The following is a 13379-nucleotide window of genomic DNA, read 5'->3' as shown; positions in this document are numbered from 1 at the left end:
TGCTCAGCCTCGTGGCGAGCCTGCCCGGCCTCGTCGTGCTCGTCGCCCGCTGGTACGCGGGCCTGCGCACCGCAGGCCGGTCCCGGGCCGTCGCGCCGGACCCGGAACCCGCCCCCCGGGCGGCCGGCTACGCGTCGGAGGTCAGCAGCGAGAAATACGCCCCGAAGGAATCCGCAAGGCTCGCCAGGAGTTCCTTCCCCTTTTCCGCCGAACCCAGCGAAGGCCGGCCGATGACACCGGAATCGGTATAGCCGGACATGCCGAGGGTGAGCAGATGACGCCGGTCGTCAGCGACGAAATCCGAAGTCTCATAACCGGGTCGGAGCATTTCGGGATGAGCGTGCAGAAGGATGGAGGTCTCGATTTCCCCCGCGTGCATGTCGGTGAGCAGCGAGGTCACCACACCCGCCCGCTCCCGCGCCGCCTCCCAGTCCTCCGCGGCGGGGAAGAGCGCGGTCCGCTCACCGCGGGCGGAGGACTCCTGAACCACGTTGCCCAGTACGTAGTTCCCGCCGTGCCCGTTGACCACCACCAGGGCGTCGACCCCGGACCGGCGGAGCGAATCCGCAATGTCCCGTACCACCGCATGAAGGGTCACCGAGGAGATGCTGACGGTCCCCGGCCAGGCCGCGTGCTCGTGCGAGCACGAGATCGTCACCGGAGGAAGGAGGTGCACCGGGTACGCGCCGGCTATCTCCCGCGCGACGGCACAGGCCACGAGTGTGTCGGTCGCCAACGGAAGATACGGGCCGTGCTGTTCGAAGCTCCCCACGGGAAGCACCGCGACCTGCCGTGAGACACCGGCCCCCCGCGTCCGTACGTCTTCCGTGGTGTCCGCCGGCACCAGATCACTCATATCGACACGGCCTTTCGTCTCTGCTTAGGAACTCGAGAATCATGACAGAAAAAATTGGCGTACTCGGCAAGAAGGCTCCGCAGCGGACCGGTGTGGAACGCGTCGTGAATGCCCCCTTGCCCACCGTGTACGGGAAATTCCAGGCGATCGGCTACATGGACCACGACCGCGGTGACGAACAGGTCGCGCTGGTCTACGGCGAGATCGGCACCGACGACGTCCTCATCCGTCTGCACTCGGAGTGCCTCACCGGCGACGCCTTCGGCTCCCAGCACTGCGAGTGCGGCGACCAGCTCGACGCCGCCCTGCGCGCGGTCGTCTCCGAGGGCGCCGGTGTCGTCGTCTACCTCAGAGGACATGAAGGCCGAGGCATCGGCCTGCTCGCCAAGCTGCGCGCCATGGCCCTGCAGGCGGAGGGCCTGGACACCGTCGAGGCCAACCTCGCGCTCGGCCTGCCGGTCGACGCCCGCGACTACGGCGTGGCCGCCCGCATCATGGACGACCTGGGCGTGAAGAGCGTCCGCCTGATGTCCAACAACCCGCGCAAGCGGGAGGCGCTGGTGAGCCACGGCATCCGCGTCGCCGAGCAGGTGCCGCTGCTGATACCGCCGTGCGAGAACAACATCACGTATCTGCGGACCAAGCGGGAGCGCCTCGACCACCACCTGCCCCACCTGGACGCGGTGGTCAGCTCCTCGTAGGCGGGCCGCGTACGCTTCTGGACGTCCGCCCCTTGAGCGCCGGCCCGTCAAGCGGCCGGCGCGGTCCACGTCCGGAGGCCCACCCGGTATGACCGAGCTCCATCTGTGGCTGCGCCACGAGGCCCGCACGACCGAGCGGCGCACACCGATCGTGCCCGACGACGCCCGGCGGCTCGTCGGCGACGGTGTGGCACTGACCGTCGAGGAGTCCCCGCAGCGCGTCTTCCCCATCGAGGAGTACGCGGCGGCCGGCTGCCACGTCGCCCCCGCGGGCTCCTGGGTGTCGGCGCCGCGCGACGCCGTCGTGCTCGGCCTGAAGGAACTGCCCGCTGAACCGGCCGAGCTGACCCACCGGCACATCTTCTTCGGCCACGCCTACAAGGGCCAGCCGGGAGCGGGCGACCTGCTGCGCCGGTTCGCGGCCGGCGGCGGGGCGCTGTTCGACCTGGAGTACCTGGTGGACGACTCCGGACGGCGCCTCGCCGCCTTCGGGTTCTGGGCCGGTTACCTGGGCGCGGCCCTGGCCGTGCTCCAGCACCGGGGCCGGCTGCGGGCACCGCTCGCGCCGACGACGAAGGAGGAGCTGGACGAGACGCTGAAGCCCGCAGCCGGCGACAGCGCGTTCACCGGCCTGGTCATCGGCGCCCTCGGACGCAGCGGCCGCGGCGCCCGCACAGCCTTCGCCACCGCCGGTGCCGACCCGACCTGCTGGGACCTCGCCGAGACCCGCGACCTGGACCGCGCCGCCCTGCTGCGGCACGACGTGATGGTGAACGCGGTGCTCGCCACCACCCCCGTCCCGCCCTTCCTGCGCGAGCGTGACCTCGACACCCCCGGCCGCCGCCTGCGCACGCTGTGCGACGTGACCTGCGACGTCGGTTCCCCCCTCAACGTCCTCCCGGTGTACGACGACACCACCGACTGGGACGAGCCCGTGCGCCGGCTGCGCGAGGAACCCCCGCTCGATCTGATCGCCATCGACAACCTGCCCTCGCTGCTGCCGCTGGAGTCCAGCGCCGACTTCTCGGCGGCCCTGCTGCCCCAGCTGCTCGACTTCGGTGTCACCGGGCCCTGGGGACGCTGCCTCGACCGGTTCCGCCAGGCGTCCCGGGAACACGGTCTCGGCACGCCCCGGGCCGACCGGTGACGGATGTCAGCGCACCACGGCCTCGTGGACCAGCCGCTTGAGGTCCTTGAAGACCGTGTGTGAGGACCTGGGACGCACCTGCGTCATGAACTGCACCGTCAGGTCACGGCCCGGGTCGACCCAGAACGTCGTGGTGGCCACCCCGCTCCAGCCGTAGGCGCCGGGCGCGGAGGGCACCTGCGTGCGGGACGGGTCGATCACCACGGAGACGTTGAGGCCGAAGCCGACCCCGTCGTTGCCGGGCTCGTCGTGGGCGGGGCGGCTGCCGAAGGCGCGCAGGTCGGCGCCGCCGGGCAGCTGGTTGCGGGTCATCAGGTCCACGCTCTGCGGGGCGAGGAGACGGACGCCGTCGAGCTCGCCCCGGCGGCGCAGCAGCTCCATGAAGCGGTGGTAGTCGTGGGCGGAGGCCACCATGCCGCCGCTGCCGGACAGGAACCGCGGCCGGCCGCCGCGCAGGGGCAGTCCGGGGAACGGCGCGATGCCGCCGCCCTCCTTCTCCCCGTACATCTCGGACAGCCGGGGCGCCTGCTCGTCCGTGACGTGGAACCCCGCGTCCGTCATGCCGAGCGGCCCGAAGATCCGCTCGGCGCAGAACACGTCGAGCGGCTGCCCGGACACGACCTCGATGATCCGGCCCAGGACATTGCTCGCCACCGAGTAGTTCCACTGCGTCCCCGGCTCGAACTGCAGCGGCAGGCTCGCGTACACCTCGATGGTCTCCGCCAGGTCCGCCCCCGGCGGCACGGACGACTCCAGACCGGCCGCGCGGTACAGCGCGTCGACGGGGTGGGTGTGGTAGAAGCCGAAGGTCAGACCCGAGGTGTGGGTCATCAGGTGCTTCACGAGGATCGGGCCGTCGGCCGGACGGGTCCGGACATCGGCCCCGGAGCCGCTCACGTACACGCGGGGTTCGGCGAAGACCGGCAGGTGGCCGGCGACCGGGTCGTCCAGCGACAGCCGGCCCTCCTCCACCAGCAGCAGGGCGGCGACCGCCGTGACCGGTTTGGTCATGGAGTAGATCCGCCACAGCGTGTCGGGCTCGACGGGCAGCCCGGCCGCGATGTCGCGCAGGCCGTGCGTCGTGAGGTGGGTGACGCGCCCGTCGCGGGCCACGGAGACGAGGAAGCCCGGCAGCCGCCCCTCGTCCACCAGGCGGGCGAAGTGCCGGTCCAGGCGGCCCAGCACCTGCGGATCCAGCCCGGCCTCAGCCGGGTCTGCCTCTTGTCGCAGCCGTGCCATCGCTCGTCCTCCGTCGCGCTCGTCGAGGTGAGATCCGGCATACCCAGCCGGGGCCGCCTCAGACCCTCTCCAGGTGCGGGAACCTGACAGGCAGGTCGTCTCACCGTCGGCGCATCCTGGACGGGCCGGGGCTCCATGACCGCTCAAGACCGACTCACCGGAGAACAGCTCATGAGGATCCACATCACCAGCGTGTTCGTCGACGACCAGGAGAAGGCCCGGCGCTTCTACACGGAGGTGCTGGGCTTCGTGAAGAAGCACGACGTCCCGGTGGGAACGGACCGGTGGCTGACCGTGGTCTCGCCGGAGGACCCCGACGGGACCGAACTGCTCCTCGAGCCCTCGGGCCATCCCGCTGTGCAGCCGTACAGGACGGCGCTGGTGCAGGACGGCATCCCGGCCGCCTCGTTCGCCGTGGACGACGTACGGGCGGAGTACGAGCGGCTGCGCGGCCTCGGCGTGCGCTTCACCCAGGAGCCGCTGGAGATGGGCCCGATCACCAGCGCCGTGCTGGACGACACCTGCGGCAACCTGATCCAGATCGTGCACACCGAGTCCTGAGGCGTAGGCCTCCAGGCGCAGGACCGATGGCCGATGTCACGTGGCGGTCGGCTTCCTAGGCTGGGGGGCATGGACGCTCGCAGCCACATCCGTATCGCCCGCCCCTCCCGCGACCTCGCGGCGGCCGAGCGCTTCTGGAGCGCGGGACTCGGCCTCGACGTGGTGTGGCGGTCCGAAGGCGGATCCGCACCGGACCACCACGACCTGCTGATGCTCGGCATGCCCGACGCCGACTGGCACCTGGAGCTCGTGCACGAGCCGGCCCGGCCGGTCGAGCCGCGCCCCACCGAGGAGGACCTGCTGGTGATCTACCTCGACGGCCCCGTCCCGGACGGCCTGGTCGCGCGGCTGGAGGCACACGGCGGCAAGCGGGTGGAGTCGCCGAACCCGTACTGGAACGAGTGGGGCGTCACCGTCGAGGACCCCGACGGCTACCGGCTCGTGCTGTGCCGCCGGGGCTGGTCCAACGGGTGAGGTGGCGCCGGACCGCGGTCCCCGGTGTCAGGCCGTCACCTTCTCCGTCCGGACGGCCCGCGGCGCGACGCGCTCACCCAGGGCCTCGGTCGGGACCGTGTGGGTCTCGCGGGCGGACAGGGCCGCGATCACCGGCGGTGCACACAGCGCCGCCGTGAACAGCGCCACCGCCGACCAGTCGTCACCGCCCGGCCCGGCGATCCGCGCGGCGAACGTCACCGCGAACCCGGCCGCGGCGAAGCCGATCTGGGTACCGATCGCCACCCCGGACAGCCGCACCCTGGTGGTGAACATCTCGCCGTAGAAGGCCGGCCACACACCGTTCGCGGCGCTGTAGACCACGCCGAAGCAGAGGACGCCCGTCAGGAAGGTGAGCGGGTAGGAGCCCGTGGAGATCGCCCACAGGTAGAGGAACATCGTCGCCGCGCTGCCCGCCGCGCCGATCAGGAACACCGGACGGCGGCCGATCCGGTCGGACAGCGTCGCCCACAGCGGGATCGCGGCGAGCGCCACCACATTGGCCAGGGCGCCCACCCACAGCATGGCGGTGCGTGACATGCCGACCGCGTCGCTCGTGGCGTACGCCAGCGCCCACACCGTGAAGATCGTGCTGACCGAGGCGATCAGCGCACCGGCGATCACCCGCAGCACGTCCGCCCAGTGCTCGCGCAGCAGTACCGCGAGCGGCAGCTTGACGACGCCCTGCTCGGCGGCCTGCTGGGCGAAGGCCGGGGTCTCGTCCAGGTTGCGCCGGATGACGTAGCCGACGACGGCGACCCCGACGCTCAGCCAGAACGGCACCCGCCAGCCCCAGGACAGCAGTTGCTCCTCGGGCAGCGCGGCGACCGGGATGAAGACCAAGGTCGCCAGCAGCTGGCCGCCCTGGGTGCCGCTGAGGGTGAAACTGGTGAAGAAGCCGCGCCGTCCCGGTGGCGCGTGCTCCAGCGTCATGGAGTTGGCGCTCGCCTGTTCGCCCGCCGCCGAGATGCCCTGCAGCACCCGGCACAGCACCAGCAGGACCGGCGCGAGCGTGCCCGCCTGGGCCCGGGTCGGCAGACAGCCGATGAGGAACGTGGACAGGCCCATCAGCATCAGCGTGAAGACCATGATCTTCTTGCGGCCGAGCTTGTCGCCGAAGTGGCCGAGGACCAGCGCCCCGATCGGCCGGGCGGCGTACGCGACACCGAACGTGGCCAGCGACAGCAGCGTCGCGGTGGCCGGGTCGGACTCGTCGAAGAACACCTCGGGGAAGATCAGCGCGGCGGCGCTGCCGTAGAGGAAGAAGTCGTAGTACTCCAGGGCACTGCCGATCCAGGCGGCGGTGGCGGCTTTTCTGGGCTGACCGGGCGGGACGGCGGCCCCTCGGGGCGTGGCGGGGACGGACACGGCGGCTCCTTGGTGGCTCCGCTCTGGGCGGAGCGGGCGGAAGGACGGTGCGGAGGGGACGGCCGGATCGCGGCTAATTAACCCACTGGATAGTTAGTAGGGGATGGCGAGTGATGCTGCGCCCGTGTGCCGCCGGTGTCAAGGGGTCGCGCGGCGCGACGTCTCAGCCCGCCGTGCGCTCCGCCGTCAGGTACGCGATCACCATGTCGCCGAGCATGGCGCGGTAGTGCGCGCGCTGCGCCGGGTCGACCAGGTCGCGGCCGAACAGCGCGCCGAAGGTGTACCGGTTGGAGACCCGGAAGAAGCAGAAGGAGGAGATCATCACGTGCAGGTCGACGGCGTCCACGTCGGCCGTGAACAGTCCCGACCTGCGGCCTTCCTCGAGGATGCGGCGGATCACGTCCAGGGCGGGGGAGCCCATCCTCCCCAGCTTCTCGGAGGCCGCGATGTGGTGCGCCTCGTGGATGTTCTCGATGCTGACCAGGCGGATGAAGTCCGGGTGCTGCTCGTGGTGGTCGAAGGTCACCTCGGCCAGGCGCCTGATGGCCGCGACGGGGTCCAGGTGCTCGACGTCGATCCGCTGCTCGGCGTCCCGGATCGCGCCGTACGCCCGCTCCAGCACAGCGGTGAAGAGCTGTTCCTTGCCGCCGAAGTAGTAATAGATCATCCGTTTCGTGGTGCGGGTGCGGGCGGCGATGTCGTCCACCCGGGCCCCGTCGTAGCCGGCCCGGGCGAACTCCTGCGTGGCCACGTCGAGGATCTCGGCCCGGGTGCGGGCGGCGTCACGGATGCGCTCGCGCTCGCCTGGACGTGCCGGTTCTTCGACGCTGGTCATCAGGTTCCTTGGGTCGCGGGGGCGGTGCCCGGTGATTGTAGAAGCGGAGCCCGCCCGCCCGAGGGGTCTTCCGGAGCCCGCACCGGGCTGATATAGCTAACGTACTGGTTCGTACATTAGTGAGCCGCTCGGGAGGGCGTGTGCCCAAGGACTCGTATCTCGTCGGACTGATCGGTTCCGGCATCGGCCCGTCGCTCAGCCCGGCCCTGCACGAGCGGGAGGCCGACCGGCAGCGGCTGCGGCTGCTGTACCGGCTGATCGACATCGAGACGCTCGGAGTGCGGCCGGACGCGGTGGGCGACCTGGTGCGAGCCGCCCGTGACCTCGGCTTCGACGGGCTCAACATCACACACCCGTGCAAGCAGCTCGTCATCGAGCACCTGGACGCACTCGCCCCGCAGGCCGAGGCGCTGGGCGCGGTCAACACCGTCGTCTTCGAGGACGGCCGCGCCGTCGGCCACAACACCGACGTCACCGGCTTCGCCGCGTCCTTCGCCCGCGGGTTGCCCGACGCACCACTGGAACGGGTCGTCCAGCTGGGCGCCGGCGGGGCGGGGGCCGCCGTCGCGCACGCCATCCTCACCCTCGGCGCCGAGCGGGTCACCCTCGTCGACGCCCTGCCCGAGCGGGCCGTCGCCCTGGCCGACTCCCTGAACCGCGCCTTCGGCGCGGGCCGCGCGGCCGCCGCCTCCCCGGACCGGCGGGCGGAGCTGCTCGCGCACGCCGACGGCGTCGTCCACGCCACGCCCACCGGCATGGCGGCCCACCCCGGCCTGCCCCTGCCCGCCGGGCTGCTCCACCCCGGACTGTGGGTCGCGGAGGTGGTCTACCGCCCGCTGGAGACCGAACTGCTGCGCACCGCCCGTGCGCTGGGCTGCGCCACCCTCGACGGCGGCGGCATGGCCGCCTTCCAGGCCGCCGACGCGTTCCGCCTGTTCACCGGGCGGGAACCCGACGCCGCCCGGATGCTGGCCGACCTCACAGAACTGGCCGGGGCCGTAGGGGCCCGGAACTGAAGAGAGGTACCGACGTGCGCACGTCCATCGCCACCGTCTCCCTCAGCGGATCCCTGACCGGGAAGCTCACGGCCGCCGCCCGGGCCGGCTTCGACGGGGTGGAGATCTTCGAGAACGACCTGCTGGCCAGCCCCCTCACCCCCGAGGAAGTCCGCGCCCGCTGCGCCGACCTCGGCCTCACCATCGACCTCTTCCAGCCGATGCGGGACATCGAGGCCGTCCCCGAGGCCGAGTTCGCCCGGAACCTGCGGCGGGCCCGGCACAAGTTCGAGCTGACGCGGAGACTCGGCGCCGAGACCGTCCTCGTCTGCTCCAGCGTCTCCCCGCAGGCGGTGGACGACGACGCCCTCGCCGCCGAGCAGCTGAGCCGGCTCGCCGACCTCGCCCGGGAGTCCGGCGTCCGGGTGGCCTACGAGGCGCTCGCCTGGGGCCGGCACGTGAGCACGTACGACCACGCCTGGCGCATCGTCGAGACGGCCGGCCACCCGGCACTCGGCACCTGCCTGGACAGCTTCCACATCCTCTCCCGCGGCACGGACCCCAAGGGCATCGCGGACATCCCCGGCGAGAAGATCTTCTTCCTCCAGCTCGCCGACGCCCCGCTGCTCGCCATGGACGTCCTGCAATGGAGCCGCCACTACCGCTGCTTCCCCGGGCAGGGCGGCTTCGACGTGGCCGGGCTGCTGCACCACGTGCTGCGCACCGGCTACGACGGCCCGCTCTCCCTGGAGGTCTTCAACGACGTCTTCCGCCAGGCCGAGGCCGGCCCGACCGCCGTCGACGCCCGGCGCTCCCTGCTGGTCCTCCAGGAGGCGGTGGGCCGGGCACCGCTGCCCGGGCCCGTCGTCCCCACCGGTGTCGCCTTCGCCGAACTGGTCACGCCCGACGCCGAACCCCTCTCGGCCCTGCTCGGCGCCCTCGGCTTCACCCGCGCCGCCCGTCATCGCGGCAAGCCCGTCGCCCTGTGGGAGCAGGGGGACGCCCGGATCCTCGTCAACACCGGGCCGGCCGTGCGCCGGGACGGCACGCGGCTGGCCGCGATCGGGCTGGAGTCACCCGACCCGGCCGGAGCGGCCCGACGCGCCGAGGCACTGCTGGCACCCGTCCTGCCGCGCCGCCGGGCACCCGGGGACGCCCCGCTCGACGCGGTCGCCGCCCCCGACGGCACGGAGCTCTTCTTCTGCGCCACCGGCCGCCCGGACCTGCCCGACTGGCGGTCGGACTTCGAGGACACCGGCCGGGAAGCCGGGCCCGCGCACATCCGCGGCATCGACCACCTCGCCCTCACCCAGCCCTGGCACCATTTCGACGAGGCGGCCCTGTTCCACCGCGGTGTGCTCGGGTTGCGGGCCCAGGAGAGCGTGGACGTCGCCGACCCCTACGGGCTGATGCGCAGCCGGGCGGTCACCAACCCCGACGGCAGCGTCCGGATCGCCCTCACCGTGGGCGCCGCGCCCACGGACCACACCGTCCACGCCCAGCACATCGCCCTGGCCACCGACGACGTGGTGGCCTCGGCCCGCCGCTTCCGGGAGGCCGGCGGCACGCTGCTGCCCGTCCCGGCGAACTACTACGACGACCTCGCCGCCCGCTTCGAGTTCGCCGACGGCGAGCTGGAGACGTACCGCGGCCTCGGCATCCTCTACGACCGCGACGCCCACGGTGTCTTCCGGCACTGCTACACCCGCACCGTCGGCCGCGTCTTCTTCGAACTGGTCCAGCGCGACGACGGCTACCGGGGCTACGGCGCCGCGAACGCGCCGGTTCGGCTGGCGGCGCAGCACACCGTGCGGGCGCTCACTGGCGGCTGACGGTGCGGGTGATGCCGGTGATCACCGTCGTGGCGAGGATCCAGCCCGTGAGGACGAGGGCGTAGGAGAGCCACTGGTACCAGTGGTCGGGGGCGAAGGCCTGCTCCTGCCCGAAGGAGATCACCGGCAGCAGCAGGTCGAGGGTGTAGAACACCGGGTTGAACTGCGGGGCCTCGTCCGGCTTCAGCGGCTCGGGATGGTGCAGCGCGTAGGTGACGGAGCCGATCAGGAGCAGTGACACCAGCCATCCCGCGGCCCGCAGCGGACGGAATCCGTAGCCGACGGTGGCGTCCTGCACATAGCCCCACAGCCGTCCGTACCACGGCAGGGTGCCGCGGTGCCGGCGCTGTTTGGCGAGCTGGACGAGACGTGCGGCCTCGTCGTCCCCGATCCGGCGGTAGGCGGCGGTCAACTGCTCGTAGGCGTGCGGGACGTAGCCCTCGCCGTCGCGCTCCAGCATCGCCAGGCGGCGCTCGGCGGGTTCGTGCGGGGAGAGCGACGTGTAGACGAGGCTGTCGAGCAGGACCTCGTCGGGTACCGACTCCGGCTCCAGGAACAGGACGTCCAGCTGGGCACGGCGCAGGTTGAGGGTGCCCTCCATGGGCGGGCTCCTGCGCACCCAGAGCTCCCCGATGGTGCAGCTGCTGGCCCGCAGCGCCGCGTCCCCCGGGTTCGACAGCCGCGCGTGCGACAGGTCGAGGCGGCCCGCGACCCGGGCACCGCGCAGGCCGATCCAGCCGCGCACGTCCACGCCGCGCAGCAGGACGTCGCCCTCCACCGCGAGCGTCTCCGCGTCCAGGGCCACCTCGCCCGGTCCGACCTCCATCCGGGACGCGTTGAAGGTGATCGACCCGGCCACCGAGGCGCCCGTCAGACGTATCTCGCCCCGGACGCGCAGGTCCGGCGCCGACAGCCCGTCCCCGACGCTCACGTGATTGAGCTGGAGCACCGGCTGATCGGAGGGCGGTCCTTCGACGCGGGCCCCGTCCATGAAGAGCGCCCCGGTGATCTGCGCGCCGCCGAGGCGGACGGGCCCGTCGAACAGGCAGTCCGACAAGCGCAGCACGCCGTCCACCCGCAGGGTGGCCGCGACCAGGCCGGGCAGCACGGACCCGCGCAGGTTCAGCTGCCGCAGCCGCGCCCCGTACAGCACGGGCACGTCCTCGAAGCAGCAGTCGCTCAGGCGCACGGCGTGGTCGATGTCGGCGTACTGGAGGCGCAGCGCCCCGGTGACGCGGGCGCCCGCGAGTCTGAGGGCGGCTATCTCCCCGTCCTCCTGCGGCGCGCTCAGCAGCAGGGCCCGTAACACGGACGCGCGGACGGTCCGGTCGGGGCCCCATTCCGCGCCACGCGCCGGGTCCTCGTCCGCCGACTGCCGGAAGTCCACGTCCTGCCCGCGCGGAAAGGCGCGCCACACCCGCTCCTCGGCGGGCGTCAAGTTGTCGATCTCCATCAGCGGGGACTCTGGCGCGTCGGCCGGGGGCTGTCAACCAGTGCCCCGTCAGGCATCGTTCGTCCGTCGAGGAGCGGCGTCCGGTGCGCGCTCCCGGCGGGCCGGCCGGAAGCCCTCGTACCGGGTGTACTGGGGCTTTGGGCCCGTTGCGGTGTGCGTGCGCACCGGACGCCGCGACCGGGCGAACGCTGCCGGCCGGGGGACCAGCCCCCCGGCCGGCGGCGAGTCACGCCCTGGTGTTCCACTCCGCGATGACGGGCCGTCCGTGCTCGGTCGACAGCCGGCAGACCGTGCCGGTCTCCAGGCGGAACAGCCGCCCCTCGGCCGGTGACAGGCCCAGGCGGCGGGCCGTCAGGACGCGCAGGAAGTGGCCGTGGGCCACCAGCAGCACATCGCCCTCGGGCAGCGCCGCCGTCACCCGGCCCAGCACCCGGTCGGCCCGCTTGCCGACCTCCTCCGGGGACTCACCCGGGGCGCCGTCCGCCCCGGGCGGCGCCCCGTCGCTCCACAGGACCCAGTCGGGGCGGTCGCGGCGAATCTCGTCAGTGGTGACGCCCTCATAGGCGCCGTAGTGCCACTCGTGCAGGTCCGCGTCCCGCTCGGTCCCCGTCAGGCCCGCGAGTTCGGCGGTGCGTACCGCGCGGGCGAGCGGGCTGGTGAGGACCAGCGCGAAGGAGCGGTCCGCCACGAGCGGAGCGAGCGATCCGGCCTGCTCCTCACCGCGCGGGGTGAGGGGCAGGTCGGTGTAGCTGGTGTGCTGCCCGCTCCGGCTCCACTCCGTCTCACCGTGGCGGACCAGCAGCAGATCGCCCACGCCCTACGCCTTCTTCGCGGACTCGACGGCGTGGCCGCCGAACTGGTTGCGCAGTGCCGCGATCATCTTCATCTGCGGCGAGTCGTCCTGCCGTGAGGCGAACCGCGAGAACAGGGAGGCGGTGATCGCGGGCAGCGGCACCGAGTTGTCGATCGCCGCTTCCACGGTCCAGCGTCCCTCACCGGAGTCCTGGGCGTAGCCCCGGAGGTTCTCCAGGTGCTCGTCCTCGTCGAGCGCGTTGACCGCGAGGTCGAGCAGCCAGGAGCGGATCACGGTGCCGTCCTGCCAGGAGCGGAACACCTCGCGGACGTTGTCCACCGAGTCCACGGCCTCCAGCAGCTCCCAGCCCTCGGCGTAGGCCTGCATCATGGCGTACTCGATGCCGTTGTGGACCATCTTCGCGAAGTGCCCGGCGCCCACCCGGCCGGCGTGGACGAAGCCGTACGGGCCCTCCGGCTTGAGCGCCTCGAAGATCGGCCGGAGCCGGTCGACGTACTCCTTCTCGCCGCCGACCATCAGGGCGTAGCCGTTCTTCAGGCCCCACACACCGCCGGAGACGCCCGCGTCGACGAAGCCGATGCCGCGCTTGCTCAGCTCCTCGGCGTGCTTCTCGTCGTCCGTCCAGCGGGAGTTGCCGCCGTCGACCACCGTGTCGTACGGCTTGAGCAGGTCCGCCAGACGGTCGATGACGTGCTGGGTGGGGTCGCCTGCCGGGACCATGACCCAGACCGTGCGCGGCGCCTCCAGCTGGTTGACGAGGTCGGCCAGGCTGGCGACGTCGGACTTGTCCGGGTTGGTGTCGTAGCCGATGACGGTGTGGCCGGCGTTGCGCAGGCGCTCGCGCATGTTGCCGCCCATCTTGCCGAGACCCACAAGACCGATCTGCATGTCAGTTCACTTCCCGAAGATTGCGGTAGGCGGCCCCCAGCGCGGCCGTGGACGGGTCGAGACCGGGGACGTCGGCGCCCTCGGTCAGGGCGGGCTCGACGCGCTTGGCGAGCACCTTGCCGAGCTCGACGCCCCACTGGTCGAAGGAGTCGATGTTCCACACCGCGCCCTGCACGAACACCTTGTGCTCGTAGAGGG

At 72.2% G+C, this 13379-nt stretch carries 14 protein-coding genes; 6 read left to right on the top strand and 8 right to left on the bottom strand.

The annotated features are described in order from the left end of the window. Positions 1-127: 127 nt before the first annotated feature. The gene (locus IE212_RS27820; RefSeq protein WP_190200724.1) at positions 128-856 is read right to left on the bottom strand and encodes a creatininase family protein; all 729 of its coding nucleotides are present in this window, start codon (positions 854-856) and stop codon (positions 128-130) included. A gap of 41 nt (positions 857-897) precedes the next feature. Between IE212_RS27820 and ribA the strand changes: the two genes are divergently transcribed. Further along, positions 898-1557: a GTP cyclohydrolase II gene (gene ribA / locus IE212_RS27815; protein WP_030245938.1), complete on the top strand. Its 660-nt coding sequence runs from the start codon at positions 898-900 to the stop codon at positions 1555-1557. An 88-nt stretch (positions 1558-1645) separates the two neighbouring features. After that, positions 1646-2704 (top strand): saccharopine dehydrogenase, encoded by a 1059-nt coding sequence (locus IE212_RS27810; RefSeq protein ID WP_190200723.1) that lies wholly within the window; start codon positions 1646-1648, stop codon positions 2702-2704. A 6-nt stretch (positions 2705-2710) separates the two neighbouring features. On the opposite strand, the gene IE212_RS27805 is transcribed toward IE212_RS27810, so the two are convergent. Beyond that, on the bottom strand, positions 2711-3943 hold the full coding sequence (locus IE212_RS27805) for a serine hydrolase domain-containing protein (RefSeq protein ID WP_190200722.1): 1233 nt from the start codon (positions 3941-3943) through the stop codon (positions 2711-2713). 171 nt (positions 3944-4114) lie between these two features. Here IE212_RS27805 and IE212_RS27800 point away from each other — a divergent pair, with 171 nt between their 5' ends. Continuing rightward, positions 4115-4504, top strand: coding sequence for a VOC family protein (locus IE212_RS27800; protein ID WP_190200721.1), 390 nt, complete (start codon positions 4115-4117; stop codon positions 4502-4504). Positions 4505-4573: 69 nt separating this feature from the next. Next, positions 4574-4978 (top strand): VOC family protein, encoded by a 405-nt coding sequence (locus IE212_RS27795; RefSeq protein ID WP_190200720.1) that lies wholly within the window; start codon positions 4574-4576, stop codon positions 4976-4978. A 27-nt stretch (positions 4979-5005) separates the two neighbouring features. On the opposite strand, the gene IE212_RS27790 is transcribed toward IE212_RS27795, so the two are convergent. Further along, positions 5006-6364 (bottom strand): MFS transporter, encoded by a 1359-nt coding sequence (locus IE212_RS27790; RefSeq protein WP_190200719.1) that lies wholly within the window; start codon positions 6362-6364, stop codon positions 5006-5008. Positions 6365-6527: 163 nt separating this feature from the next. After that, positions 6528-7199 (bottom strand): TetR/AcrR family transcriptional regulator, encoded by a 672-nt coding sequence (locus IE212_RS27785; protein WP_190200718.1) that lies wholly within the window; start codon positions 7197-7199, stop codon positions 6528-6530. 140 nt (positions 7200-7339) lie between these two features. Here IE212_RS27785 and IE212_RS27780 point away from each other — a divergent pair, with 140 nt between their 5' ends. Together IE212_RS27780 and IE212_RS27775 are read left to right on the top strand one after the other, a co-directional pair. Then, positions 7340-8215: a shikimate dehydrogenase gene (locus IE212_RS27780; RefSeq protein ID WP_190200717.1), complete on the top strand. Its 876-nt coding sequence runs from the start codon at positions 7340-7342 to the stop codon at positions 8213-8215. A gap of 14 nt (positions 8216-8229) precedes the next feature. Then, positions 8230-10026: a bifunctional sugar phosphate isomerase/epimerase/4-hydroxyphenylpyruvate dioxygenase family protein gene (locus tag IE212_RS27775; protein WP_190200716.1), complete on the top strand. Its 1797-nt coding sequence runs from the start codon at positions 8230-8232 to the stop codon at positions 10024-10026. Here the strand turns inward: IE212_RS27775 and IE212_RS27770 are convergent. From IE212_RS27770 to IE212_RS27755, 4 genes are all read right to left on the bottom strand, one after another. After that, positions 10013-11479 carry a translocation/assembly module TamB domain-containing protein gene (locus tag IE212_RS27770; RefSeq protein WP_190200715.1) on the bottom strand — a complete coding sequence of 489 codons (1467 nt, stop codon included), beginning with the start codon at positions 11477-11479 and terminating at the stop codon, positions 10013-10015. The two genes, IE212_RS27775 and IE212_RS27770, sit on opposite strands and share 14 nt — an antisense overlap. 226 nt (positions 11480-11705) lie before the next feature. Continuing rightward, complete coding sequence (locus tag IE212_RS27765; RefSeq protein WP_190200714.1) at positions 11706-12293, bottom strand: histidine phosphatase family protein; 588 nt, start codon at positions 12291-12293, stop codon at positions 11706-11708. Positions 12294-12296: 3 nt separating this feature from the next. After that, positions 12297-13181, bottom strand: coding sequence for a phosphogluconate dehydrogenase (NAD(+)-dependent, decarboxylating) (gene gnd, locus IE212_RS27760; protein ID WP_190200713.1), 885 nt, complete (start codon positions 13179-13181; stop codon positions 12297-12299). 1 nt (position 13182) lies between these two features. Continuing rightward, a partial coding sequence (locus IE212_RS27755; RefSeq protein WP_506005136.1) for a phosphoglucose isomerase-related protein occupies positions 13183-13379 on the bottom strand: 197 nt, incomplete at its 5' end.

The sequence above is a fragment of the Streptomyces djakartensis genome (assembly GCF_014651075.1).
GTDB classification, from domain to species: domain Bacteria; phylum Actinomycetota; class Actinomycetes; order Streptomycetales; family Streptomycetaceae; genus Streptomyces; species Streptomyces djakartensis.
The sequence above is the reverse complement of the archived record's forward strand: the minus strand, read 5'-3'. Positions and strand labels throughout refer to the sequence as shown.